This window comes from Microbulbifer sp. CAU 1566 (genome assembly GCF_023156515.1).
In the GTDB taxonomy this organism is placed as follows: domain Bacteria; phylum Pseudomonadota; class Gammaproteobacteria; order Pseudomonadales; family Cellvibrionaceae; genus Microbulbifer.
In genome coordinates, this window is the sequence record NZ_JALNMG010000001.1 from 131,378 (window position 1) to 156,750 (window position 25,373).

22 protein-coding genes are annotated in these 25,373 nt (G+C 59.1%); 7 read left to right on the forward strand and 15 right to left on the reverse strand.

The features are described from left to right. Window positions 1–42: 42 nt before the first annotated feature. Window positions 43–540: a TlpA disulfide reductase family protein gene (locus tag M0G74_RS00575; RefSeq protein ID WP_248213384.1), complete on the reverse strand. Its 498-nt coding sequence runs from the start codon at window positions 538–540 to the stop codon at window positions 43–45. Next, the gene (locus M0G74_RS00580; protein ID WP_248213385.1) at window positions 500–1,885 is read right to left on the reverse strand and encodes a YihY family inner membrane protein; all 1,386 of its coding nucleotides are present in this window, start codon (window positions 1,883–1,885) and stop codon (window positions 500–502) included. Before M0G74_RS00580 ends, M0G74_RS00575 begins: the two co-directional genes overlap by 41 nt. Before the next feature lie 183 nt (window positions 1,886–2,068). On the opposite strand from M0G74_RS00580, the gene arsC reads away from it, so the two are divergent. The 7 genes from arsC (at window position 2,069) to M0G74_RS00615 (ending at window position 9,563) form a co-directional block, all read left to right on the forward strand. Next, window positions 2,069–2,413: an arsenate reductase (glutaredoxin) gene (arsC, locus tag M0G74_RS00585; RefSeq protein ID WP_248213387.1), complete on the forward strand. Its 345-nt coding sequence runs from the start codon at window positions 2,069–2,071 to the stop codon at window positions 2,411–2,413. Continuing rightward, a complete protein-coding gene (gene wrbA, locus M0G74_RS00590) occupies window positions 2,413–3,021 on the forward strand; it encodes an NAD(P)H:quinone oxidoreductase (protein ID WP_248213388.1) in 609 nt (202 codons plus the stop codon). Before arsC ends, wrbA begins: the two co-directional genes overlap by 1 nt. A gap of 2 nt (window positions 3,022–3,023) precedes the next feature. Next, complete coding sequence (locus tag M0G74_RS00595) at window positions 3,024–3,410, forward strand: DUF2069 domain-containing protein (protein WP_160152971.1); 387 nt, start codon at window positions 3,024–3,026, stop codon at window positions 3,408–3,410. A 57-nt stretch (window positions 3,411–3,467) separates the two neighbouring features. Next, entirely contained in the window at window positions 3,468–5,336 is a 1,869-nt protein-coding gene (gene sppA / locus M0G74_RS00600) for a signal peptide peptidase SppA (protein WP_248213390.1), read from the forward strand. Between the two features lie 323 nt (window positions 5,337–5,659). After that, window positions 5,660–6,517, forward strand: coding sequence for an HAD-IIB family hydrolase (locus M0G74_RS00605; protein WP_248213392.1), 858 nt, complete (start codon window positions 5,660–5,662; stop codon window positions 6,515–6,517). 21 nt (window positions 6,518–6,538) lie between these two features. Then, window positions 6,539–7,762 (forward strand): glycosyl transferase, encoded by a 1,224-nt coding sequence (locus M0G74_RS00610; RefSeq protein WP_248213395.1) that lies wholly within the window; start codon window positions 6,539–6,541, stop codon window positions 7,760–7,762. Window positions 7,763–7,808: 46 nt separating this feature from the next. Further along, window positions 7,809–9,563, forward strand: coding sequence for an alpha-amylase family glycosyl hydrolase (locus M0G74_RS00615; protein WP_248213397.1), 1,755 nt, complete (start codon window positions 7,809–7,811; stop codon window positions 9,561–9,563). A 29-nt stretch (window positions 9,564–9,592) separates the two neighbouring features. Here M0G74_RS00615 and M0G74_RS00620 read toward each other — a convergent pair whose 3' ends face one another. The 13 genes from M0G74_RS00620 to trpA all read right to left on the reverse strand — a co-directional run bounded on the left by M0G74_RS00620 (window position 9,593) and on the right by trpA (window position 25,367). After that, entirely contained in the window at window positions 9,593–10,594 is a 1,002-nt protein-coding gene (locus M0G74_RS00620) for an HPP family protein (protein WP_248213399.1), read from the reverse strand. After that, window positions 10,591–11,808 carry an MFS transporter gene (locus tag M0G74_RS00625; RefSeq protein WP_248213407.1) on the reverse strand — a complete coding sequence of 406 codons (1,218 nt, stop codon included), beginning with the start codon at window positions 11,806–11,808 and terminating at the stop codon, window positions 10,591–10,593. Before M0G74_RS00625 ends, M0G74_RS00620 begins: the two co-directional genes overlap by 4 nt. A gap of 52 nt (window positions 11,809–11,860) precedes the next feature. Further along, complete coding sequence (locus M0G74_RS00630) at window positions 11,861–13,120, reverse strand: MFS transporter (RefSeq protein WP_248213409.1); 1,260 nt, start codon at window positions 13,118–13,120, stop codon at window positions 11,861–11,863. Window positions 13,121–13,314: 194 nt separating this feature from the next. Continuing rightward, window positions 13,315–15,336 (reverse strand): DUF3488 and transglutaminase-like domain-containing protein, encoded by a 2,022-nt coding sequence (locus M0G74_RS00635; protein ID WP_248213411.1) that lies wholly within the window; start codon window positions 15,334–15,336, stop codon window positions 13,315–13,317. Further along, the gene (locus M0G74_RS00640; protein ID WP_248213418.1) at window positions 15,333–16,346 is read right to left on the reverse strand and encodes a DUF58 domain-containing protein; all 1,014 of its coding nucleotides are present in this window, start codon (window positions 16,344–16,346) and stop codon (window positions 15,333–15,335) included. Before M0G74_RS00640 ends, M0G74_RS00635 begins: the two co-directional genes overlap by 4 nt. A gap of 13 nt (window positions 16,347–16,359) precedes the next feature. Then, window positions 16,360–17,271 (reverse strand): AAA family ATPase, encoded by a 912-nt coding sequence (locus M0G74_RS00645; protein ID WP_248213420.1) that lies wholly within the window; start codon window positions 17,269–17,271, stop codon window positions 16,360–16,362. A gap of 297 nt (window positions 17,272–17,568) precedes the next feature. Continuing rightward, window positions 17,569–18,753 carry an O-succinylhomoserine sulfhydrylase gene (locus M0G74_RS00650; protein ID WP_248213426.1) on the reverse strand — a complete coding sequence of 395 codons (1,185 nt, stop codon included), beginning with the start codon at window positions 18,751–18,753 and terminating at the stop codon, window positions 17,569–17,571. 146 nt (window positions 18,754–18,899) lie between these two features. Beyond that, entirely contained in the window at window positions 18,900–20,387 is a 1,488-nt protein-coding gene (gene purF, locus M0G74_RS00655) for an amidophosphoribosyltransferase (protein ID WP_248213428.1), read from the reverse strand. Between the two features lie 122 nt (window positions 20,388–20,509). After that, window positions 20,510–21,007 carry a CvpA family protein gene (locus M0G74_RS00660; protein WP_160152958.1) on the reverse strand — a complete coding sequence of 166 codons (498 nt, stop codon included), beginning with the start codon at window positions 21,005–21,007 and terminating at the stop codon, window positions 20,510–20,512. Window positions 21,008–21,243: 236 nt separating this feature from the next. Then, the gene (locus M0G74_RS00665; protein WP_248213430.1) at window positions 21,244–22,098 is read right to left on the reverse strand and encodes an SPOR domain-containing protein; all 855 of its coding nucleotides are present in this window, start codon (window positions 22,096–22,098) and stop codon (window positions 21,244–21,246) included. 23 nt (window positions 22,099–22,121) lie between these two features. Further along, window positions 22,122–23,375, reverse strand: a complete 1,254-nt coding sequence (folC, locus tag M0G74_RS00670) for a bifunctional tetrahydrofolate synthase/dihydrofolate synthase (protein WP_248213434.1) — start codon at window positions 23,373–23,375, stop codon at window positions 22,122–22,124. Window positions 23,376–23,476: 101 nt separating this feature from the next. Further along, window positions 23,477–24,331, reverse strand: coding sequence for an acetyl-CoA carboxylase, carboxyltransferase subunit beta (gene accD, locus M0G74_RS00675; RefSeq protein ID WP_160152955.1), 855 nt, complete (start codon window positions 24,329–24,331; stop codon window positions 23,477–23,479). Window positions 24,332–24,551: 220 nt separating this feature from the next. Further along, window positions 24,552–25,367: a tryptophan synthase subunit alpha gene (trpA, locus tag M0G74_RS00680; protein WP_248213436.1), complete on the reverse strand. Its 816-nt coding sequence runs from the start codon at window positions 25,365–25,367 to the stop codon at window positions 24,552–24,554. Window positions 25,368–25,373: the final 6 nt, after the last annotated feature.

The following is a 25,373-nucleotide window of genomic DNA, read 5'->3' on the forward strand; positions in this document are numbered from 1 at the left end:
AAGACAGTTTGGTTATACCCCTAGAAGCAGATCACAGCGCCACTAGGGATGCTTGACAACCGACGCCACGGCATCGGCGAGAGAAGCGGATGTCTGCGGGCCAACCAGAGTCCGCTGCCACTGGCCGCTGGCATCGATGATAAAGGTGGAAGGCAGCACCTGCGGCACCGTCTGCCCCCAGCGCCCTTCCGGGGCTGACGCCAACAGCGGAAACGCGATACCGAATTTTCGCGCCTGCTCCGCGACCTGCTCCGCGGGCAACTGATCAAAATTGATCCCCAGAACCAGCACATCGTCTTTGTGCGCCTGGTAAAAGGCGTTCAGTTCCGGGATCTCTTCCCGGCAGGGGGCACACCACTCGGCCCAGTAGTTCACCAGCAGTATCTTGCCTTCGGTATCCAGCCGCTCGCCATCGAGGGAGCGCAGGCCGCCACTGGAGCCCTCGCAACCAAGAAACAGCAGTGCGCTGAACGACAGCAAGCAGGCGAGTAAACGTCGCTCAGGAGTTCGCGGTACGACTTGACGATTTGGCGCGGGCATTGCGGCTGCTTCCTTTACTGGAGGATTTATTATTGGCTCCACTGCTGCCCTTGTCCGGTGCAGGTAATTCTTTTGCACTCGCGCCGGCTTCGGCTTCAGCCGAAGTGTCCACCGACTTTTCCAGAATTTCCTTCGCCATAGAGTCCCGGAACAGATCCCCGAGGCTCTGGGAAAGATGCGCGTGAGAGAAGTCCTGCGCCTCGCGAAAGCGCGCATCCACTTCGCGGAACCAGGGGCGCGCCTGCAGTTCACGGTGCCCCCCTTCCGGCACCGGCGCCGGATGCAGCCAGTCCAGCATCTGCCTCAGGGTAATGGAATCCAGGTCCCGCACCAGCACATGATCATTGCGCTCGGTTTGCGCAATCACCTTGTTGATCTGCAGGATTTCGCGGATGCGCCGCCACTGCGCCGGGCGAATTCCGGCGCGGGAAATATCCTGCTCGCTCACCGGTAGCCCCTTCTGATAATTGCCGAAGAACTTCGACATCAATACCAGGGTCGCCACCAGATCCGAGTAATTGCGCCCCTGAGCCGCCGCGTGGTAGGCAGACAGTGTCCGCACCAGCACGCAACCCGCCAGCACGATCATCCACAGGGTGTAGATCCAGATCAGGAACAGCGGCACAAACGCAAAGGCGCCGTAAATCGCCTGTACCGAGCTGCGCGATACGATGGCACCGAACAGGTATTTGGCTGCCTCAAACGCAATGGCAGTGATCACACCTCCGGCAAAACCGTGCCTCAGGGGCACGCGGCAATTGGGTACCGCCACAAACAGCAAGGTGAAGGCAATGGCGGTAAAGATGAATGGCAGAACCCGCAGCACCACCGGCAGCAAACCGAGGCTGTCGTTCTGGGCAATGACCTTTTGCGAGAAAAGATAAGTGGTGGCGGCCATGCCCGCGCCCAGCAATATCGGCCCCAGGCTCAGGATGGCCCAGTAGAGAAGAAAGCTGGAGACCCCTTTGCGCCCCTTGGGAATATCCCAGATGGCATTGAAGGTGGACTCGATATTTTTCAGCATAAAGCCGGCGGTCAGCAGCAATATGGCAATACCGGCGCCGGTCAAGCGCTGGGCCTGCACCGAAAAATTATTGATGTACTCCTGTACCTCGCGACCGCTCTCCGGCACGAAGTGGGAAAATATCTGCTGCTGGATTTTGCTTTCCAGCCCCGCGAAATCCGGGAACAGCGACAGCATGGCATAGCTCACTGTTACCAGCGGTACTATGGCGAAGAGTGTCATATATGTCAGCGCGGCGGCATTCTGGCGGCAATTCTTTTCGTTGAATACCGTCCACAATGAAGTAAAGAAGCGACGCCAGCGGTGCACCATTTCAGTCATGGGTCTTCTCAGTTTGTTATATAGCCATGTTTGCCGGATTCTCCCCAGAACCCGGTGAATAACGCCGTGCACTCTGTCTAAAAAATACGCCATACCCCAGCGTAGTTCACGATTCAGACAGCTTCATGGACGGCCAACAGTCACCTGTTAGAATACGCCAAACCTTAACAGGATACCCCTTCGATGTGGACGATCTACCATAACCCCCGCTGCTCAAAATCCCGCCAGACCCTGCAAGTGCTGCAGGACAATAATGTAGAGCCCCAAGTCGTGCTCTATCTGGAGACACCGCCTGACGCCGCCACCCTGCAATCCCTGCTGCAAAAGCTCGGTATTGGCGCTCGCGACCTGCTGCGCAAAGGTGAAGACGCCTACAAGGAACTGAACCTGAAAGACCCCGCCCTCAGTGACGAGGCGCTGGTTCAGGCGATGGCCACACACCCCAAGCTGATTGAGCGCCCCATCGTCGTCAAGGGCAATCAGGCCGTGCTCGGCCGTCCGCCAGAAAACGTGCTGGAGCTTCTGTGATGGCCTCTTCTCCGAAGGCGGAGCCCTACGTATTGATTCTCTATTACAGCCGCAACGGCGCCACCGCGAAAATGGCCGCCGAGCTGGCCCGCGGCGTGGAACAGGCGGGGCTCTGTGCACGCCTGCGCACCGTGCCCCCGGTTTCCCCGGATACCCAGGCCAGTGTCGCCCCGGTGCCGGACAGTGGCGCGCCCTACTGCACCGCCGACGATTTACGCCACTGCCACGGCCTGCTGCTAGGTAGTCCCACCCGCTTTGGCAACATGGCCGCGCCACTGCGCTATTTTCTCGACCAGACCAGCGACATGTGGCTGGACGGCAGCCTCACCGGCAAACCCGCCGCGGTATTCACGTCCACCGGCAGCCTGCACGGCGGACAGGAAAGCACCCTGATCTCCATGATGTTGCCACTGCTGCACCACGGCATGGTGATCGCGGGCATCCCTTATTCCGAAGCGGCCCTGATGCACACCACCACCGGCGGCACGCCCTACGGTGCCTCCCACTGGGCCGGCGGCAATAACGGCCAGCTGAGCGATGATGAAAGCAGCCTGTGCCGCGCCCTTGGCGCCCGAATCGGCAAACTGGCTCAGCAGTTGGAGGACTGAATATGGCGAAACAACCCAAGGTCATCGATACCGCTCAGGTCGCGCGCAAGCTGGAAATTGCCAGGAAGCTGAACTGGGTCTGCTACGGTGGACTTTTGCTACTGTTCGCCGTGTGGAACCTGTTTCTCGACGGCTCCCTGAAGTGGTGGCTGCTGCAGACAATTCCTCTGCTGCTGGTGCTGCCCGGCATGCTGAAACAGCAACAGCGCAGTTATCTGTGGCTATGTTTCATTCTATTGCTGTATATAACCGCCGGTATCGTCGATGTAATGATGCCTACACGCGGCTGGCAACATGGCGTACTGACAGCCCTGAGCCTTATCCTGTTTGTTTCCGCAATGATGGCCAGCCGCTGGCAAGTTCAGTTGCAAAATGCGCAATCCCGGTAGCGATACCGCCACATAACCCGTTTGAGACGAAACAGACCGACACAAGGAGTTTCAGGTTTGACCGAAGCAACCCGTCACCGCGGCCCTGTGCGCCGATTTTTTGGCGCCATCGGCGGCGCCATTACCTGGCTGCGCCGGGTGTTTACCAACCTGCTGTTTTTGTTGCTGCTGCTGTTTATCGGCATCGTCATATTCGGTGGTGAAGAGCGTATTACCGTGCCCCAGGGCGCCGCCCTCAAAGTGGCCCCCGGCGGCGCACTGGTTGACGAACTGAGCCAACCCACCGGTATCCCGGTGTTTCTCGGCGGCCGCGCCACACCGCCGGAAACCCGGGTCAAGGATCTGGTAGACGCCATCGATCGCGCCGCAGACGACAACCGTATCACCGCGCTGGTAATGGAGCTGGATCACCTGGGTGGCGCCAGCCTCAGCAAACTGGAAGAAGTGGGTGAAGCGGTACAGCGCTTCAAGGCCAGTGACAAGCCGGTCTACGCCATCGGCGACAACTTCACCCAGGGGCAGTACTTCCTCGCCAGCTACGCCGACAAGGTGTATCTGAACCCCATGGGGTCGCTGCTGCTGACGGGCTTTGGCAGTTATCGCAATTACTACAAAAGCGCACTGGAAAAGCTCAAGGTCAACTTCCACGTATTCCGCGTCGGTGATTACAAGGACTTTATCGAGCCGTATACCCGCGACGATATGTCCCCGGCTTCACGGGAAAATAATGCGCGCTGGTTGCACCAGCTATGGACCGAATATACCGAGCAGGTTACTGGGCTGCGCAACCTGCCCCCCAACGCGGTGGACAGCTATATTGCCGAATTACCGCAAAAACTGCGGGCAGAGGGTGGCAGCTGGGCCGAAGCGGCATTGGCCAACAAGTTTGTCGACAAACTGCTGACCCGCCGCGCCGCCGTGGCCGAACTGCAGGAACTGGTGGGCGCCAGCGATGCCGACAAGTCCCTGTACAACGCCATCAACGCCCTGGACTACCTGCGGCACATGAAGCTGACCAACTTGCCCGACCCGCGCTTGCAGCGGGATAAAATCGGCCTGATCAGTGCCGCCGGAGCCATTGTTGATGGCGAAGCGCCCGCTGGACAGATCGGCAGCACAACTCTTTCGCAGCTGATCGCCAAGGCCCGGGAAAAGAACATCAAGGCACTGGTATTGCGTGTTGATAGCCCCGGCGGCTCGGCGTTTGCCTCTGAAGCCATCCGCCAGGAACTGCTCGCCACCCGCGAGGCCGGTATCCCGGTGATCATCTCCATGGGTAGCGTGGCCGCTTCCGGCGGCTACTGGATTGCCGCCGGTGGCGACAAAATCTGGGCCTCTCCCTCCACCATCACCGGCTCTATCGGCGTGTTCGGCGCTTTCCCGACTTTCGAGGATTCCCTTGAACACCTGGGCGTCTACAACGATGGTGTGGGCACAACCGAGCTGGCCGGCACCATGCGCCTGGATCGCGCCCTGCCGGAAGCCGCCGCCGATATACTGCAACAGGGGGTAGAAAACACCTACAGCAAATTCTTGCGCTTGGTAGCAGAAGCCCGCAGCAGCACCCCGGAAGAAGTCCACAAGATTGCCCAGGGCCAGGTTTGGACCGGGCGCGCGGCGCTGGACCTGGGGCTGGTGGACGACCTGGGCAATCTCAAGGATGCCATTGCCGATGCCGCCCAGATCGCCCAGCTGGACAATTTCGAGGTGCTGGAAATCCAGCGCGAGTTGTCACCCAGTGAAAAGCTGATGCGCGCCCTGGCCGACAATGTCGACGCCCGAATCGCCGCCAGCGTCGAGCAGAACCTGCCGCTCGGCGCCTGGTTCAGCAGCCTGCAGCCGGCACTGCAGCCACTACAGGAGCTGAAAAGCTTTAAGGACCCCCGCGCGCTTTACGTGCGCTGTGTGAGCTGCGTTGCCCCCTGACGTATCGCGCAATCAACGCACGGATCTTCTAACAGACCCTCAAAAGGCGACCTCTTCAGGTCGCCTTTTTTATTCCCGCAAGACACTGTTTGCGACGCTAGCGAAAAAATCGGCCCTTAACTTGCACTGCTATAGTGAAGCCCGGGGAATATCGCGGCCAGAATGCAACAAGCAACACTCGAGTGTTGCCAGATGCGCCAAAAACGCACCAACAAAGTGCGCGCCCCCGAAATTCCCGCACTAATAAATAACGCATGCAAAAAAACCGGAACAAATGCCCGGTTTAGCGCCCAAGCCACCGCAAAATGGCCAAGCAATCAATAATGAAAAATGTACCGGACCTAGCGATCGATCAATCCGATACCCAGTGGCTCATCGCCAGTGACCTCGACGGCACCCTGCTGGATCACTTCAGTTATTCCCACCAGCCCGCCGATGCCACCTTGCAGCAGCTGGAATCCCAGGGGGTTCCGGTGATACTCAACAGCAGCAAAACCCGGCACGAAATACTCGAGCTGCGTGAGGCACTGCACAACCACCACCCGTTTATCGTCGAAAACGGCTCCGCCATTTTTATTCCCCGGGATTATTTCCCTTGCAAGCCGGAAATGGCCCGGGACGACGATGGCTACTGGATACTGGAACCAGGGGCGCCGCGCCAATGCATTCTCAAATTCCTGCGCAAAGACAGTGAACAACATGGCACGCCCTACCTGAGTTTCTCCGCGGCGACGAATCAGGAAATTGTTGCCGCGACCGGTTTAAGCAGCGCAGAAGCCGAAAAGGCCTGCCAGCGGGATTATTCCGAACCACTGCAATGGCGAGGTGACGAGCAACAGAAACTCGCGTTTATTGCCCGCGCCAATGCCGCGGGATTCAGCACCCTGCAGGGCGGGCGCTTCCTGCATATTCTCGGCCAGACCGATAAAGGGCTGGCCACCAGGCTGCTCAAGAAAACCTATCAACACTACAGCGACCGCGACTGCAAACTTATTGCCAGTGGCGACGGCCCCAATGATCTCGACATGCTCAAGGTGGCCGACATTGCCATTGTTGTGCGCTCACCGACCCACGCACCGCCGAGCCTGCCGCACCACCCAAAACTGATCACCACCCGGGAAACCGGCCCCCAGGGCTGGGCAGAAGCAATTCGGGAAATCTTTTCCACCCCTTTTCACTGACAGAAAACAAGGAAGCACACCGTGACCGACTTTTTTCAGAATGGCGACATCACGACCCTGCACAACCTGTCCAACCGCAGCCTGGAAGATATGGAAGCGGACCTGATCCGCTTTTCCAAACATCGCCCCATGTCTCTGCTGCTCCCGTCCCTCTACTCCGAACTCGAAGGTGAGGCCCTTCCCAAAATCCTGAAAATTCTGGCGGAAGTTCCTTATATTTCCGAAATCGTGATCGGCCTTGATCGCGCGAATGAATCCCAATACCGCGACGCCCTCAAACAATTCAGCATACTGCCGCAACATGTGCGCGTGCTCTGGAACGATGGCCCAAGGTTGCGCGAGCTGGACGCGCAGTTACAGCGCGACGGCCTGGCTCCCAAAGACGCGGGCAAGGGGCGCAACGTGTGGTATTGCCTCGGCTATATTCTCGCCTCCCGCCGCGGTGAAGCCATTGCCCTGCACGATTGCGACATCGTTACTTACGACCGCATGATGCTGGCCCGTCTCTTCTACCCGGTGGCCAACCCCAACTTCAATTACGAATTCTGTAAGGGCTATTATTCCCGCGTCGCCAACGGCAAGATCAACGGCCGCGTATGCCGCCTGCTGGTCACCCCACTGATCCGCACCCTGAAAAAAATCTACGGCCACACCCCTTATCTGGAGTACATGGACAGTTTCCGCTACTCCCTGGCCGGTGAATTCTCTTTCCGGCGCGATGTCATCAACGACCTGCGCATCCCCAGTGACTGGGGACTGGAGATTGGCGTGCTCTCCGAAATGCACCGCAACTATTCCACCAACCGTCTTTGTCAGGTGGATATCGCCCACGCCTACGACCACAAACACCAGAATGTATCCTTCGACGATGAGCATTGCGGCCTGTCGAAGATGTCGATCGATATTGCCAAATCGTTTTTTCGCAAGCTGGCCACCCAGGGGACGGTGTTCTCGTCCGAAACCTTCCGCAGTATCAAGGCCACCTATTTCCGCGTGGCGCTGGATTTTGTCGAAACCTACCGCAATGACGCCATCATCAATGGTCTGAACTTTGACATCCACAAGGAAGAACAGACCGTAGAACTTTTTGCCAGCAACCTGGTGAAAGCGGGGCAGGCGTTTTTACAGAACCCGATGGAAACCCCTTTTATTCCGAGCTGGAACCGGATTACCAGTGCGGAACCGGGTTTTCTTAAGCAGTTGAAACACGCGGTAGAAGCAGACTACGAAGAGTACAACGCCTGATTACGGCCTAAAAAAATAATTGTTCCGTCAATTCCGGGGGGAGATTGTGAGTCAACCAAATACGCATTTGCCAATCAAGGAAGTGCTGCACCAGAAAGTCATTGACCACCTGGCGTTCATCTATCCACAGCTGGAAATTGAGAGTATTGCGCTGGATCTCATCCATACCATGCGGCTGGATGACGATTGCCAAAGCCCCCTTGCTCACAAAAACCTCTGGGACCAGACCGACATTGCCGTAATCACCTATGGCAACAGTATCCTCAGCGACAACCAGCCGCCCCTGAAAACCCTGCACCACTTTCTGCAGGCGCATTTCCCGATGCTGATCAACACGGTGCACATACTGCCGTTTTTCCCTTATACCAGCGACGATGGCTTTGCCGTGTCCGCCTACAAACAGGTGGATCCACCGCTGGGAGACTGGAGTGACATCCTCCGTATCAGCACGGATTTTCACTTGATGGCGGACCTGGTGATCAATCACTGTTCCGCGCAGCACGAATGGTTCCAGAATTACCAGAAAGGCGATGACCCCGGCAGTGACTTTTTTGTCGAAGCCGATCCCAAGGAGGATTTAAGCCAGGTGGTCCGCCCCCGGGTGACGCCCCTGTTGCGGGCCACCAGCACTCCCACCGGAACCCGTCATGTCTGGTGTACCTTTGGCCACGACCAGGTCGACCTGAACTTTGCCAACCCCAAAGTGCTGGCCAAAATTGTCGATATCATCCGGCTGTACCTGGATATGGGTGTACGCATCTTCCGCCTGGATGCGGTGGCCTTTATCTGGAAGCAGCTGGGCACCAACTGCCTGAACCTGGAGGAAACCCACGAAATAGTCCGTCTGTTGCGTACCCTGATCGAGCACGCCGATCCCAATGCAGTGATCATTACCGAGACCAACATTCCCAACCAGGAAAACCTTTCCTATTTTGGCAACGCCAACGAAGCCCACTGTATTTACAACTTTTCCCTGCCACCACTGCTGGTGAATACGCTCGTCTCCGGTAACTGCCGGCACCTGAAAAACTGGCTGATGAGCATGCCACCGGCCCAGAACGGCACCACTTATTTCAACTTTATCGCCTCCCACGATGGTATCGGCCTGCGACCGGTGGAAGGACTGCTGAATGAAAGTGAGCAGGAGGCGCTGATCCAGACCATGGAAAATTTCGGCGGGCAGATTTCCTGGCGCGCACTGGACGACGGCAGCAACAAGCCCTACGAAATCAATATTTCCCTGTTCGATGCCCTCAAAGGCACCACGGCCGGGGAGGATAATTGGCAGCTGCGACGCTTTATCTGCGCCCACGCCATCATGCTGGCGCTGGAGGGAATTCCGGCGTTCTACCTGCACAGCCTGGTAGGCACCACCAACGACTACGAGCGGATGAAGGAGCACGGCCACAACCGTGCGATCAACCGCCGCCAGTGGCAGGAGCAGGAACTGAACGAGAAACTGGCAGATCCGGAAAGCCACCACCACCGGGTGTTCTCCCAGTTGCGGCGCCTGATCCAGCTGCGGCGGGAGCAACCGGCCTTTCATCCCAATGCCACCCAGTTCACCCTGCACCTGGGAGATCAGGTGTTTGCTTTCTGGCGACAGAGCCTGGACCGCCGGCAGAGCATTTTCTGCCTGAACAACATCTCCGACCAGCCGCAGACCATTTCCCTGAATGCGATCAACCTGATCGGCACCGACCAATGGAAAGACCTGGTGAGTGATGCCACCTTTGACGATATGCTGGCTACGGTGACCCTCGATCCCTACCAGACACTGTGGATCAGCAACCGCTGGTAGGTCGGGCAATCCAAGATGAGGAGCAGCGTTTACGCCGGATGCTCCTCATCGACACTGTCCCCGGTTTTTACCCAGTGGCCATTTTTCAGTGCCACTTCAAATCGCGCCCACTGGCGAAAGTCGTCCCGCAGGCAAATCCCGGTATCGTAGGAACCGTCACCGGCCAGCACTTTGTAGATAATCCGGTCTTGCACCGGCGGCGGCTCGCGCGACTCGTCTACCACCTGCCGCACGCTCCACAACTTACCGAGTTTGCCGTTGCTATAGCAGTGCCCGGCGACGATTTCCCGCGGGTGCACCACATTGCGCTCTGCATGCTGTTTCGCCAGTTCCAGCAATTCGGTCAAGCCCTCCGCGGTAATATCCACGAAAGAATCCTGCTCCTGGATCGCCGCCGCAAAGTCTTCCTGGGTAATTTCGACTTCGCGCCCGGAAGGCTCTGCAACCGGTAACCGCTTGGACCGGCGCCCCAGGTGAACCGGATAGCGCCGCCAGTGGAACAGGCTGTTGAAGGCAACAGCCACGAGTAATATCAGCAGTACATTGGTAAGAATCGGGACCAGCAAAAAGTCGAACCCCAGTTGATAGACGGCATCACCACCGGTTACCGCCGTCAGGGCTGTGGCACCGCCCGGCGGGTGTATACAGCGCAGGTAATACATGGCGGCTACTGCAAGGCCCACGGCAACACCCGCGGCCAGCAATTGCGGACCTATCCACTGATGACACAAAACACCGACAAATGCCGAGACCAGGTGACCGCCGGCGAGCGCCCAGGGTTGCGACAGCGCGCCGTGAGGCACCGCAAACAGCAATACCGCGCTGGCGCCCATTGAGGCGATGATGAAGTAGCTGGTGGAGATATCGATCAGCTCCGCGGCCAGTGCCTGCTGGGTCGCCGAGAACACTGCGAGAATCGCCAGCGCAGCCCCCAGGGCCGAAATCAGTTTTTCCCGGTGACTGGTGCTGTTTTTCTCAATGCCCAAATAGGCCCGCAATGCGCGATACACGACCAACGTATTCCCCTTCATTCACTAGCCGCCTCAACCACCGGTTTTGGTGTTACCGCCGGCACCTTACCCCAGCGCACCTCATTGCCGGCCGAAGGTAGACCGGGAATATTCTGAGCCAGTAACAGAGAGCCCGCGGCCATGGCCGCACCACACCAGAAAACCGCCGCCGGCGATACCAGCCACATGAGACCAAAGGCCACCGGAATAACGACCGCGGCAATGTGGTTGATGGTAAAGCTGACGGCGGCCGACGAGGCGATGTCCCGCTCGTCCACAATTTTCTGGAAGTACGTCTTGATGGCAATGGCCATGGAGAAGAAGAGGTGATCAATGATGTACAGCACCGCAGCCGCGGTCGCGGTCTCTACCAGCGCGTAGCCACCAAACACCAGTATCAAGCCGATATATTCCACAGTCAGGGCACGGCGCTCGCCAAAGCGCACGATGAAGCGGCCTATTTTCGGAGCCAGGTACAGATTCAGCAGGTGGTTGACGATAAACAGCTGCGCCACTTCCGCAACGCTGTAGCCGAACTTTTCCACCATCAGAAAGCCAGCGAAAACCACGAATATCTGCCGCCGCGCGCCACTCATAAACGTCAGTGCGTAATACAGCCAGTAGCGTTTGCGCAGGATAATTTTTTTGTGCTGCACATGCGGCTGGTCAAAACTAGGGAACAACAGCCACAGGGTCGCCACAATAGCCACCGTCACGCCGCCGCCCAGCAGGTAAATCCAGGTGTAATCCAGCTGCAGCTGCTGTGAGGTAAACCAGACCATGCCATAGGCCACCAGTGATGCGAGGGAGCCGACCGCCATAATCCGCCCCAGCCAGATCGCAGAAGTCTCCTTGGGCAACCACTGCAGAGCGAGTGAGGTCTTGAGGGCTTCGTAATAATGGAATCCCACGGACATCAGCAATGTGGTGCAGAGCAGTCCGACCGTCGAGGGGAAATAGCCGGTAATCGCCACCCCCACCCCGGTGGCAATCAGCGAGATAAATGCCAACCGCTGCTCGCGCACCAGAAAAAGCACAAATACCACGGTAAATGCGAGAAAGCCGGGAATCTCCCGCACGCTCTGCAACAGGCCAATTTCCGCACCGGTAAATTGCGCCCGCTCGATGACAAAGTTATTCAGCAGCGCCTGCCAAACGCCAAAAGAAAGTGGCATGGCCAGGGCCAGCAACAGCAGCAGAATTTCTGGCCGGCGCCAGTGGAAGGATTGCAACATAGTGGTCTAGGGCTCGAATTGCTTGCGTTTTTCAGAACAAGAATGCGGAAGTTCAGGCTTGCGGATTCTCGGCATCGCTGTCGCGAACACTCAACTCCCGCAGGGCGCCGCTGAACCATGCCAGCACAAAGGCGACGAGGCTGAATATCCCCGCCCACCAAAGGGTGGTCAGCGGTGCAGAAAACTCGCTGATCACACCGGCGGCCAGGGCGCCGATGGCAGCTGAACCAAACAGTGAAAGCTGGTAAATGGAAATAATCCGGCTGCGTACCTGCTCCGGCGCCAGCAACTGTACGATGGACTTACCCAGAGCGGCAGAGGCCGCCGCCACCGCGCCCCAGCAGGCACACAGCAGCATCAACCCGAATGGTGTGGGACCAAAACTGATGGCGATCAACAGCGCAGCACTGTACAGCAGGCACATCAGCACCCCGCGTCCGGGCTGATTGCCCTGCCCCCGCCGCAGCATGGCGACAGTGGCAACCACAGTGCCGGCGATAAACGCAATCTGCAGCGTGGCGTAGTAGCTGGCACCGCGGTCATAGCTGTCGGCCATCAGAGGCAACACCACCAGAAACACGCCGATGTGCACCAGACCGTTAAACCCCACCAGCAATACCAGTTCGGATATGGCCCGGCTCTTTTTCACCTCGGCAAAACCTTCCAGTAGCGCAGAGGGCAGTTTCAGTTTCGGGGCTTTCGGCGCCGGTCCCAGGTGCCGCATAAAAAAGAAAAACAGCGCGGCCAGCATCAGTGCGAAAACCTGAATCAGCAATAGCGGCTCCGCCCCCCAGTGGTCAAAGCGGCTCGCCAACAGCATTCCGATGGCCTGGCCGCCATACTGGGCGAGCATCATCCAGGTCACCGTATGCTGCACCCGGCTTTCGCTCAAACGCCCGCTGCCGTCCTCTGGTTTACGTGCACAGCGCTGCACCAGGTTATCGCGCGCCGGTTGCAGGAAGGCCATGCAAATTCCCAGGCTAATACCGTATACCAGTAGCAGTGACAGGCTCGGTACCTGATACAACAGGTAAAACGCCAGTGCGGAATGACACAGCCCCAGTCCAATGCAGGACAAGGCGGCAACACGTGCGGAGTCAAAGCGATCCGCAAGCGCGCCGCCGAACAACAGTAGGATGAGATTTGGCAAGAGTACCGACGCCTGCACCCAGCCCAGTTGCAGTGCGGGCAACTCCACCATGGAAACCGCAATCCACGGCAACAACACCACCTGCAGGCCTGTCGCCAGGGAGGTGCCGCTATAACCGAGCAGGAATGTTCGCAGTCGTGCCGCCAGTGCGGGAAATGCCATTACAGAATCCGGAAATACAAAACGTCGTGGCGGCGACTAGCGCCACTTGCCGGGACAGTACCGACGAGAGCACCGATAGAATCCCGAAAGAGTATCGATAAAGGGGCCAATTCCAGGAAAGGTGCCAGCACCGGGGCGGCATTGTCCCACAAATTACCCCCTAACGGGGTGTGCCTCCCGGCGAAGTGACGCCGCTAGCGGACGAGTCGGATTGGCCAGAATGTGCGAACCAGACGCCGTAACTGTTTTTCCGCCTCGGCACTGTCGCCGTAGGCCGCCTTTTCATAAGCCGTGGTTATCTTGCCAACCATTGGGCCAAGCTTTGGCAATTCCCGCTCCACCCTTCGCGCATAATCTCCCGGCGTTTCCCCCGGATTGCGCGCCAGGCCAGCGCGAGCCATACGACGGCAAAAACGCAGATAGAGTCGACCCGCCGGCGGCAGTCTGGGGCCACGGCTCGTGAATTTCAGCCACAACAGCAGAATCATCAACGCCGCCACCGCTGGCACCCCGAGAAACAGTGCCATGCGCAAAGGAGACACCTCTCCCAGCAGGCGTTGCAATATCCCCTGCTGCCGCTCCCGGTCAAAGCTGACCACCGTCCGGTACCAGCGGTAATTGATCATGTCCCACTGCAGCCGCAGCTTGGTAACAAACGCGATTCTGTGCAGCGGCAGCAAGGCGTCCTGCATAAATTCATCCGCGGCGGCACTCTGCAATCCATCGCGGATCCGCTCTGGTGCAACGGCTGCGGTAGGATCGACCCGGACCCATCCGCGCTCCGGCAGCCAGATTTCTGCCCAGGCGTGGGCATCGTACTGGCGCACCAGCAGATATTCCCGCTGCTCCACCCACTCGCCCCCCTGGTAGCCGGCCACTACCCGGGCGGGAACTCCGGCGGCGCGCATGGTGAACACGTAGCTGCTGGCAAAGTGCTCACAAAATCCCTGCTGGGAGGAGAACAGGAATTCGTCCACCGTATTCTGCCCAAGCGGCGGAGGACGCAGGGTATAGCTGAAGCTCTGGTGATAGTGCTGCAACAAGGCCGCAGAGATTTCCTCAGCGCCCAAGCCTTCTCTCACTCGCTGCCGCGCCCACGACCGCGCGCGCGGGTTACCGGCAACGGGTAACTGCAGATGGCGAAGACGTTCGTCCGCAGCCAATACAGTGTCCTGGGCGACGCTGTCCCGCGGCCAGGATCGCACCTGATACGCCAGGCGGCTGGCGACGGGCATTTTATAGGCCAGGGTATCGTCGCCGGTTTCCCGCACCCCCGGGGTTTCCGAATGGGGTCGGGCAAGGGCAAACAGCCAGGGGTTATGACTGGCTTCCTGAATCACCTGATAGCGATAGCGTGGGCCCACCGCCGGCAGTGGGCGCTCACCTTCCTCCGGCGGTTGGTGGCCCTGACTGCGGCCGCGCCCCCAGCTCAGGGTAGCGTCACCAGGTTCACTCCAGCGGCGGCCATCGAAGTGGGTGTACACCAACCCACGCCAGTAGCGCTGCTCCGGCGGCGGCACCGGGCCATCGAAGGCAATGCGCAGTGCGGGTTTGTCGGATTTCGACAGCTCGCTGAAATCCCCCGGGCTCATGGAATCACTGATACCGGTGGACGCGGATTGGGCATTCTGGGGTACCGCCCACAGGGGCCCCAGGCGCGGAATCACCACAAACAGCAGCAGCATGATAGGCGTCGCCTGCGCCAACAGTTTTGCCGAAAGCCCCAGCGCCCGTTTGGGCCGGGCACTGCCTCTGCCCTGTTGCGCGGCCAGTGCGGCGGTAATCACCAGTACACACAGAATGCCGTAAAGCGCGTAGGGGATCGTCTGCTCGAATACAAATAGAGTAGCGGCAAGAAAGTACGCCAGCATCAGGCTCAATAGCGCATCACGGCGACTGACCAGCTCGATGTTTTTTAGCGTAAACGAGACTGCCAGCAGCGCCACCATGGGCTCTAGTGCAAACCAGCGCCGGTAAGTGAGTGCCAACCCGGCAACGGCGAGGGAGACCGCCAGCAGCTTGACCAGCTTGCCGGGAATCTCCCGGCGTCCGCGGTAAACTTCCAGCCGCCAGTAAACCGCCACACACCAGGCCGCCACCAGCCACAGGGGCAGGTGCATCATATGCGGCAGCAGCACCGCGCACTGCGCAGCGAATATCCACAGCAGACTTTCCCGCGGTAACAGCGATTGCAATTGGCTCGGTGCAGCGCTCACTGGCTCACCCCCTGCACCGGGAAAAGCGCCAGCGCCGACAGCAACCGCTGCTTGTGCGCAGGCCCCATGGCCGGCGCAATTTCCTTCCCTGGCAAGCGCAGGCCATAGGCAATCTGCGCGCGCTCGGCTTCCAGCACCCAAGCGCAAAGATTGCTGAGACGGGTTTCCACGTCGCGCCCGGCCAGCAGGTCCCAATCCAGCCACAAGCGAGCATCGCTACCGGAAGCGTACTCCTTGCGGTAGAGATCGCGACCACCGGCGTACTGCTTCCAGGCCACATGTCGCAGAGAGTCGCCGGGTTGATAGTTCTTGAGGCCGGCAAAATCATCGCCGCTGGCAGAGAAGCTTTTCAATTGCTCTCCTTCCCCAACACTGGCGCCAAACGGCAGAGGACCGGCGTTTTTTGGCTGCGGGTACACCAGAAACTCGACATCCAGGTCCACCCAACTCCAGCATTTGAACAGCCCGAGGGGAAAGCGGCTTTCGATTCGGATACGGGGGGCCTGTACCCGCCCCCGCTGTACCAACGGCAACGCAATGCTCACCTCTTTTGGCTCACTGTCGGTGACGTCGGCGACGATGCCCTCTTCCGGTGGCCAATTCAGCTGTAAGCGCTCGTGACTGCGTTTACCGCTTCGCTCCAGTGCGATTTTTGCCTGCCCGTAGTCTCCGGCAAAAGCCGCCGGTACTTCACGCAACTGCAGGCGCAGGCCGGACAGGTTGGCAAAGGTGTGCACCGGCAAAATGATAAACAGCCCTAACAACAAGAAAGCGAGCGCAAAGACGAGATTGTTTTCGTAGTTGGTACCGAGCAACCACAGCAGCACAATTACCAGCAGGAAGGCAGAGCCCGCCAGGGAGGGAATGACAAAAAGTTTGCGGTGATCGAGGGTCACACTCTGCGCCGCGGGCAGGCGGCGATCGAGCCAACGGTGCCAGCGTTTTTGGAACAGGGGCTGCCAGGACGGACTGGATCCACGGCGGGACTTGCTGGCACGGCTTACAGACATTCTGTCACCCAATTCAGGCGGCGATGATATCCACCTGGTGCATCATGCGCTCAACCAGTTGCGCGCCATCGGTGCCGTCACTTTGCAGGCGGTGTCCGGCTACGGCGGGGAGTACCGCCTGCAAATCTTCCGGCAACAGGTGCCCCCGGTTGTGGATCAGTGCCCAGGCGCGGGCGGCGTGGAGCAACGCGAGGGCGCCGCGGGGGGATAGTCCGACGGGGCACTCCGGGCTCTGGCGGCTGTGCAGTACCAGGCGTTCGAGGTAGTCCAACAGGGAGTCGGAGGCTTTGACCTGACTGACAAGCGACTGCAGCTTTTTCAGGCCTTCGGTGTTGATGCGCGGTTTGATCTGCGCCAGCTGGGCTCTGGGGTCGACGCCCTGGAACAGGGCGCGCTCGGCTTCGCGGGTCGGGTAGCCGAGGCTGATACGCATCAGGAAGCGGTCGAGCTGGGATTCCGGCAGTACGAAGGTACCGGATTGTTGCAATGGGTTCTGGGTGGCGATGACGAAGAAGGGCTCGGGCAGCGGGCGGGTTTCGCCGTCGAGGCTGACCTGGCGCTCTTCCATGGCTTCCAGCAGGGCACTCTGGGTTTTCGGGGAGGCGCGGTTGATTTCGTCGGCGAGCAGCAGCTGGCTGAACACGGGCCCCTGGTGGAAACGGAATTGTCCGCTTTCGCGTTCAAAGATGCTGACGCCGAGGATGTCGGCGGGGAGCATGTCACTGGTGAACTGGACCCGGTTGTAGGAGAGACCGAGAACTTGTGCGAGGGCGTGGGCCAGTGTGGTTTTGCCCATGCCGGGCAGGTCTTCGATCAGCAGGTGGCCCCGGGCCAGCAGGCAGGCCAATGCCAGCTTTACCTGATGCTCTTTACCCAGAAGCACTTTGCCGATATCGGCGACAATGGCGGAGATGATTTTTTGCACGGCAAATCCATTACTGCTCGGTTTTTCTTCCCCTGTTGCTTAGTGGGGTCAACTCCAGAAAGCACAGTGGCGGAGCTGCCAGCGGGGGGAAGTTTGCGGAACACGCCGTAAACCCATCCATGGGGGCTCGGCTGCGGCCGTCCTGGCCGCAGACGGTTCCGCAAACTTCCCCCCGCCGTCATCTCCTGCAAATCGCAGCCCAGCAGTTTTTACCGAACTGAAATTTAGTAATTAATGATAGGCCCCGGATGACCGGGAGCCATTCATCATGTCACATTCCGCGCCATTGTGGCTGTTTTATGTGAGCGCCGACAAGCCGCGGGCGAGATCCGCTTTCAGGTCTTCGACATTTTCAAGCCCAACGGAGATACGGATCAGGTTTTCCGTAATGCCCGCTTTGGCTTTGTCTTCTTCGCTCAAGCGGCCGTGGGTAGTGGTGGCAGGGTGAACGATGGTGCTTTTGGCATCGCCGAGGTTGGCGGTGACTGAGAAGATGTTGCAGCCGTCGATGACTTTCCACGCGCCTTCTCGCCCGCCCTTGACGCTAAAACTGAACACGGCGCCAAAGCCGGATTGCTGTGCCGCGGCCAGCTGGTGGTTAGGGTGGCTGGGAAGGCCGACGTAGTTGACCTTTTCCACCTGTGGCTGCTCTTTGAGCCACCAGGCGATATCCAGGGCGCTGGTGCAGTGGGCCCGCATGCGCAGGCTGAGCGTTTCCAGTCCCTTGAGGAATACCCAGGCGTTGAAGGGGCTCAGGCTGGGGCCGCAGGTGCGCAGGAAGATGACAACTTCGTCCATCACTTCCTTTTTGCCCACTACCACGCCGCCGAGACAGCGGCCCTGGCCGTCGAGGAATTTGGTGGCGGAGTGGACGACGATGTCGGCGCCCAGTGCCAGCGGTCGCTGCAGTGCGGGAGTACAGAAGCAGTTGTCGACCACGAGCTGGGCACCGGCACTGTGGGCGAGATCAGCCATAGCGCGGATATCGGCAACTTCGCACAGGGGATTGGAGGGCGTTTCCATAAACAGGAGTTTGGTCTCGCCATCCAGCGCATCTTTCCATGCCTGGAAATCGGTCAGTTCGACAAAGGTCACTTTGACGCCGAACTTGACCATGTAGCGGGTAAACAGCGCAGTGGTGGTGCCGAAGACGCTGCGGGAACAAATCACTTTGTCGCCGCTTTTCAGCAACGCCATGCACAGGCTGAGAATGGCAGCCATGCCGCTGGAGGTGGCCACCGCGGCCTCCCCGCCTTCCATCGCGGCGATGCGTTCTTCGAACATGCGCACGGTGGGGTTGGTATAGCGCGAGTAGACGTTGCCGGGAGAGTCCCCGGAGAAACGCGCGGCGGCTTCTGCCGCGGAGGGAAAGACGTAACTGGAGGTGGTGTAGATAGGCTCTGCGTGCTCGCCTTCCGCCGACCGGCTCTGGCCTGCACGTACCGCCAGCGTTTCCAGTGCGTAGCCGTCGTCTTCAAACATGGATTAACCGTCCCGGGTTACAAATGATTGGAACCGGTTATCTTAACCCAAGAATGACGAAAGCACAGAAAGTCACAGTGTGGCAGAAACAAATCGGCCCACCGAGTGGTGGGCCGAAGCTTGGAGAGCAATGCAAAAATAAAGCGTCAGAGAGCGCTATCGCTACCCTTACTTGCTTTCGCATTGTCATTGCGCGCCGCGTGCAAACTGTTGAGGTATTCCTCGGTCACATCACCGGTGATGTACTTGCCATCGAAGACCGCGCAATCAAATTCCCTGATCTCATTGTTGCCGTCGGCAGAAGAAATAATCAGGTCTTCCAGGTCCTGGTAAACCAGCCAATCCGCACCAATCTCCTCACACACTTCTTCGGTAGTGCGCTCATGGGCAACCAGCTCGGTCGCCGAAGGCATATCGATACCGTACACATTCGGGTACTTCACCGCGGGCGCCGCAGAAGCGAAGTACACCTTGTTGGCACCGGCATCGCGCGCCATCTGGATAATCTGCTTACAGGTAGTACCGCGCACGATGGAATCATCCACCAACAATACATTCTTGCCGCGGAATTCCAGCTCGATCGGGTTCAGCTTCTGACGCACAGATTTCTTGCGCTGCTTCTGACCCGGCATGATAAAGGTACGGCCGATATAGCGGTTTTTCACCATACCTTCGCGGAACTTCACACCCAGGCGATGGGCAACCATCTGGCCGGCGGAGCGGGAGGAGTCCGGGATCGGGATGACCACATCGATATCGTGATCCGGACGCTCGCGCAGGATTTTTTCAGCCAGGTGCTCGCCCTGGCGCAGACGCGCCTTGTGTACGGAAATACCGTCCATGATGGAGTCCGGACGGGCGAAGTAAACGTGTTCGAAAATACACGGGTTCAGCTGCGGGTTTTCCGCGCACTGTTCGGAGTGCACAGTGCCATCCACTTCGATGTAGATGCACTCACCCGGCGCCACGTCGCGCACCAGGGTGTAACCCAGCACATCCAGCGCCACCGATTCAGAGGCCACCATGTACTCGGTGCCCTGCTCGGTTTCACGCTTGCCGTAGACCAGCGGGCGAATACCGTTAGGATCGCGGAAAGCGACCACGCCGTAACCGACAATCAGCGCCACGCAGGCGTAACCACCGCGAATGCGTTTGTGCACCGCGCGCATGGCAGTGAAGATGTCTTCTGCTTTGGGCTGCAGTTTGTGCTGCGCCAGCAACTCGTGGGCAAACACGTTGAGCAGCACTTCGGAATCGGAGTCGGTGCTGATGTGACGGAGATCCTGCTGATAGATCTCGGCCATCGCCTGCTCTTTGTTGGTGAGGTTGCCATTGTGGGCCATGGCGATGCCGTAGGGGGAGTTTACGTAGAACGGTTGCGCCAGGGCTGGGCCGGAACCACCTGCGGTGGGATAGCGCACATGGCCAATGCCGTAGTTGCCCGTCAGGCGCTGCATATGGCGGGCGCGGAAAACGTCGCGCACCAGGCCATTGGCTTTTTGCTGATTCAGGCGATCTCCATCACAGGTAAAGATACCCGCGGCATCCTGGCCCCGGTGCTGCAACAGGGTGAGGGCGTCATACAACTGCAGATTGACGTCACTCTTACCGACGATTCCAACAATGCCACACATACTTCAGATAACCCCAGTCATTTAAGACATTTGCAAATGGTTTCAACAATGAACAAAACCATTGTGAAACTAGTTCAAAACGAGAACGGTAAAACCCGGCGCTGCATCCCGCTGCCCAGAGATCAATCCAGCTGCCCTGCGAAGAAGTCCTTGATCGCGCCTGCCGCTTCGCGCGCGCGATCCTCAAATTCGAGAAAATGCGGTATCAACGTCGATTCCTGCCACCAACCATCTTCGTTCACCGGCGCCAGTGCCGGCGCAAAGATCAGCAGTGCCATCACAATGATGCAGCCGCGGAACAATCCAAACACCATACCCAGCACCCGATCCGTGCCGGAAAGGCCGGTGGCCTCCACAAACGCAGACAGGGTCATATTCAGGCCGGCTCCGGCCAGCAGGGTAAAGATGAACAGGATGGCAAAGGCGGCTATGGCCTGTAATGAGGGCGTATCGACGAGGTTGGAGAGCAGCGGCGCCAGCTGGTCGCGGAACATCATCGCCACCACGAATGCAGCCACCCAGGTGAGCAGCGACAGGACTTCGCGCACGAAGCCTCGGCTCAAGCCGATCAGCGTGGAGATGGCGACAATTGCCAGAATGGTCCAGTCAGCCCAGTTCATTCAACCCTACCTGCTACGCGGCGGCTGCCGCGAAGAGCGCGCATTCTAACGTACCGACCCGGGCCAGTGAAGCCGTTCACGAAATCCAGTGAAATCGAGTGGAAAGCCGCCCGGTGCCGGGCCACAGGATGACCGCCATTTCCCACCGATTCACAGGGATATTCGCCCCTTTTCCAGCCGGAAAGGGCCTGAATGGTAGGGTCACCACAGAAAAGGTCACCGGAGAAAAAGCCGCATCAGGCGCGATAGCGCAGGATCAGGGTCTCGGTTTTCAGCAGTTTATCCAGCTTCCGCTTGTCTGACTGAGCGTCCACGCGACTGAGCTTGGGCCCGACGAATACCCGCACAAAGCGCCCCTTGGGGGTATCTACGGCGCGGGTGTAGGCGCGGAAGCCCGCATCCATCAATTTGCCGCGCATGCGCTCGGCGCTGGCTGACTCTTTATAGGCCGCCACCTGCACCACCCAGCCCTCGGGCAACCCCTGATCGTCCAGCTGGGTTTCCTCGGCGGGCAACTGCGGTTCGGGTTCGGGTTGCTTTTCAGTCACAGGCTCGTCAGTCACAGGCTCGGCCTTACGGACCGGCGCAGCAGCAGCCACGGTCTCTTCTGGCGCTACCTTCGGTGCCGCTTTGGACGCCGATTTGGACGCAATAGCCTCAGCGGGCTCAGGTTCCGGCGGCAAAGTGACCGTTTCAGGATCGGGTGCCGGGGCTTTCTGTTCAACAAAATCCGGCTGGAACACCTCATTGACCGGCGGCGCCGTATCAATGCCGTCCACCGGCTGCGGCTCGGCGATCACAATGGGCTTGATATCCGGGGGCGCCGGGATCTGGCTGGTCACATCGATATAGCGCGCCCCTTCGCGGTCAAACAGCGTTGGCAGAAAGATCACCGCCAGCGCTGCCAGCACCAAAGCACCCACAATACGCTGCTTGACCCCATCGTTCAGGCGACGACGGCTTGCACTGCGGTTTGCACCATGGTTTGCACCATTGTTTCCACCACGGTTTGCGCCCTCGCTACCTCCCCGCCCCCCTCTACTGGAGGCAGATGGCATAAAAGCGTCAGAATCACGATCCCGGCTGGCCATGCGGTTGTTCTCTTGTCCGTTTGCTATGTCGGCTCTTGGGTGAGCTGCAGTACTTCTGCAACGGTAAAGAAAGAACCGAATACAAGCAACCTGTCTCCCGCCGCCAGCGCTGCCGCGGCGCGCTGCAGCTGGCTGGACACGGCCATGCAGGGCGTATTGACCTGTTGGACAGGAACACCCCCCGCAGCCAGGCCCGCCAGTAACTGGTCCTCTCCCGCCGCCCGCGGATTGTCTGGCAGAAGTGCCGGATACCAGTGATCCACCGCTTCTTTTAAGGGCGCGATCAGCCCGGCCAGATCCTTGTCCGCCATCGCGGCCACCAGCGCCAGGGTACGGCCAGTGACCGGATTGCGCGCAAGCCAGGATGCCAGATACTCCGCCGCCGCCGGGTTATGGCCTACATCCAGCACCAGGTTTTGCCCCTGCCATTGGAGCGCCTGACAGCGCCCCGGCATGCGCAGATTCTCAAGTACCTCACAGACCTGATCGGCCCCCGGTAATTCACCGGCCAGTGCCAGAGCGGTAATCGCCGCCGCAACGCTGGGTGGCGGCAGTTGCAATGCCGGCAGCCCCAGCACCAGTTCCGGTTTGGCATCGAATCGATAATGATTGCCCTGCAGGCTGAACTCGTGGCCGACGTAGTAACTGTCACAGCCAAGCTTACTGGCAATATCCACCACGGAAGCCGGCGGTTGCGGATCGGCACAGACAAACGTTTTGCCCGCTCGCAGGATCCCCGCCTTCTCGCGGCCAATCACCTCCCGGTCACTACCCAGCCAGGCTTCATGATCCACTGCCACACTGGTGATGATGGTGATATCGGCATCCACCAGATTGACCGCATCCAGGCGCCCGCCGAGCCCCACTTCCAGCAGCGCAAACTCCACATCCGCCCGCTTGAACAGCCAGAATGCCGCCAGCGTTGTGAACTCAAAATAGGTGAGGCTGGTTTCACCGCGCGCCTGCTCCACCGCCTCAAACGCCTCAATCAGCGCGGCGTCGGAAACCTCTTCACCACCGATCCGCACCCGCTCGTTGAAGCGCAACAAGTGGGGAGAACTGTAGGCGCCAACACTATGGTTACCCGCCAGCAACAGCGCTTCCATGGACCGCACGCAACTGCCTTTACCATTGGTGCCGGCAACGGTAATCACTCTGCGCGCAGGCACCTGCACATCCAGTGCATGGGCGACAGCGGAAACCCGCGCCAGGCCCAGTTCAATTTCGGTGGGGTGCAATTGTTCCAGGCGAGCCAGCCAGGATTGGAGATCGTGCATGAGATGCCAGAATTTGCTGAAAAGAGGGAGGAATTCTAGTCGGGAAAGAAGGAGAGAACGAGCCCTGCCAGAACGGCAGGGCTCGGATCAGCGAGGCCGGATCAGTTGTTGCTGAGTTTGCCCAACAGGCGGCTCACCGTATTACGCATATCGTGGCGCGGAATGATCATGTCGATGGCGCCGTGCTCCAGCAGGAATTCCGCACGCTGGAAGCCCTTGGGCAGCTTCTGGCGAATGGTCTGCTCGATAATGTTGGGGCCTGCGAAGCCCGCACGCGCGCCCGGCTCCGCCGCATTGATATCCCCCAGCAGTGCCAGAGACGCGGAAACGCCGCCGTACACCGGGTCGGTCATGATGGAAATGTAAGGCACACCCGCCATACGCAATTTTTCCAGCACCGCCGAAGTCTTCGCCATCTGCATCAGGGAGATCAACGCCTCCTGCATACGTGCGCCACCGGTGGCGGAGAAGCAAACCAGAGGGATATTTTCTTCCAGTGCACGCTGGGCTGCACGGGTGAATTTCTCCCCCACTACATATCCCATGGAGCCGCCATGGAAGGCAAACTCAAACGCTACCGCAACCAGCGGTTTGCCTTCCAGCAACCCCTGCATGGCGATCAGCGCGTCTTTTTCACCGGTGGCCTTCTGGGCCTGGGTGAGACGATCTTTGTACTTCTTGACGTCCTTGAACTTCAGGCGATCCACCGGCTCAACATCGGTGGCCAGCTCTTCGCGGTGCTCGGTATCCAGGAACATATCCAGGCGACGGCGCGCACCGATGCGAAAATGATGGTCGCACTTGGGGCAAACATCCAGATTCCGCTCCAGCTCCGGCAGGTACAAGGTGGCATCGCACTTGACGCACTTTTTCCAGACACCTTCCGGCACCTTGCTAGCACCGGTACGGCGCTCGGTGCGAATGACCGCGGGAACAATTTTTTCTAACCAGCTCATTCTGCTTCCAAAATTCGTTGTTTGACCGTCTTACGAATTGCGTACTGCCGACATGGCAGGCACCCCGGCAAGTACACCTTGCGGCCCGACAAAGTTTAAGTGACCACTAATTCTGAAACCGCGAATTAAACCACTTTCAAAAGTATTGCTCTTGGCCAGTTAAGCCGCGCATCTGGGCTTTCTGGCCAAACGCCCCTGGCACCTGAATCTACCAGCGAAATCAGGCGTCCAGGGCACTGCGCATTTCGCCGACCAAGACGCCGATACGATCCTTGGCTTCCGCACCGTCGGCGGACGCGCCCACGGCAGAGACCAGCACACTGCCCACAACCGCGCCGTCGCCATCAGCACTTACCGCCTTGGCAGAGGCACCGTCTTTGATCCCGAAGCCAACGCACAGCGGCAGATCCGTGTGGCGGCGAATTCGGGCCAGGTTATCGCGCACCGAATCCAGGTCCAGGTGTCCGGCACCGGTGACCCCTTTCAAGGATACATAGTAGACAAAGCCACTGGCCAGACGCGTGATTTGCGCGATGCGCTCATCACTGGTGGTGGGCGTGAGCAAAAAGATATTGCACAGCTTGCGCGCCTTCAGCAAATCGTTCAGGGGACCCGCCTCTTCCGCCGGCAGGTCTACCGTCAGGGCGCCATCGGCACCAGCCTCTTTAAGCCCATCCGCAAACGCTTCCGCACCCATTTTTTCAATGGGGTTGGCGTAGCCCATCAGGATCACCGGGGTTTCCGCATCTTTCGCGCGGAACTCTTTCACCAGCGCCAGACATTTGCGCAACGACGCTTTCTGCTCCAGTGCGCGTTCATGGCCTTTCTGGATAACCGGCCCTTCCGCCATCGGGTCGGAAAAAGGAACACCCAGCTCGATCAGGTCCGAGCCGCTGGCCACCAGCTGGTGCATCAGATCCACGGTATTTTCCAGACCGCCATCGCCAGCCACAATGTAGGTCACCAGCGCCTTGCGGCCTTCATCGCGCAGTTTGGCGAAGCGTTTGTCGATTCTGTTATTCAATGCAGTCACCATCCCGCT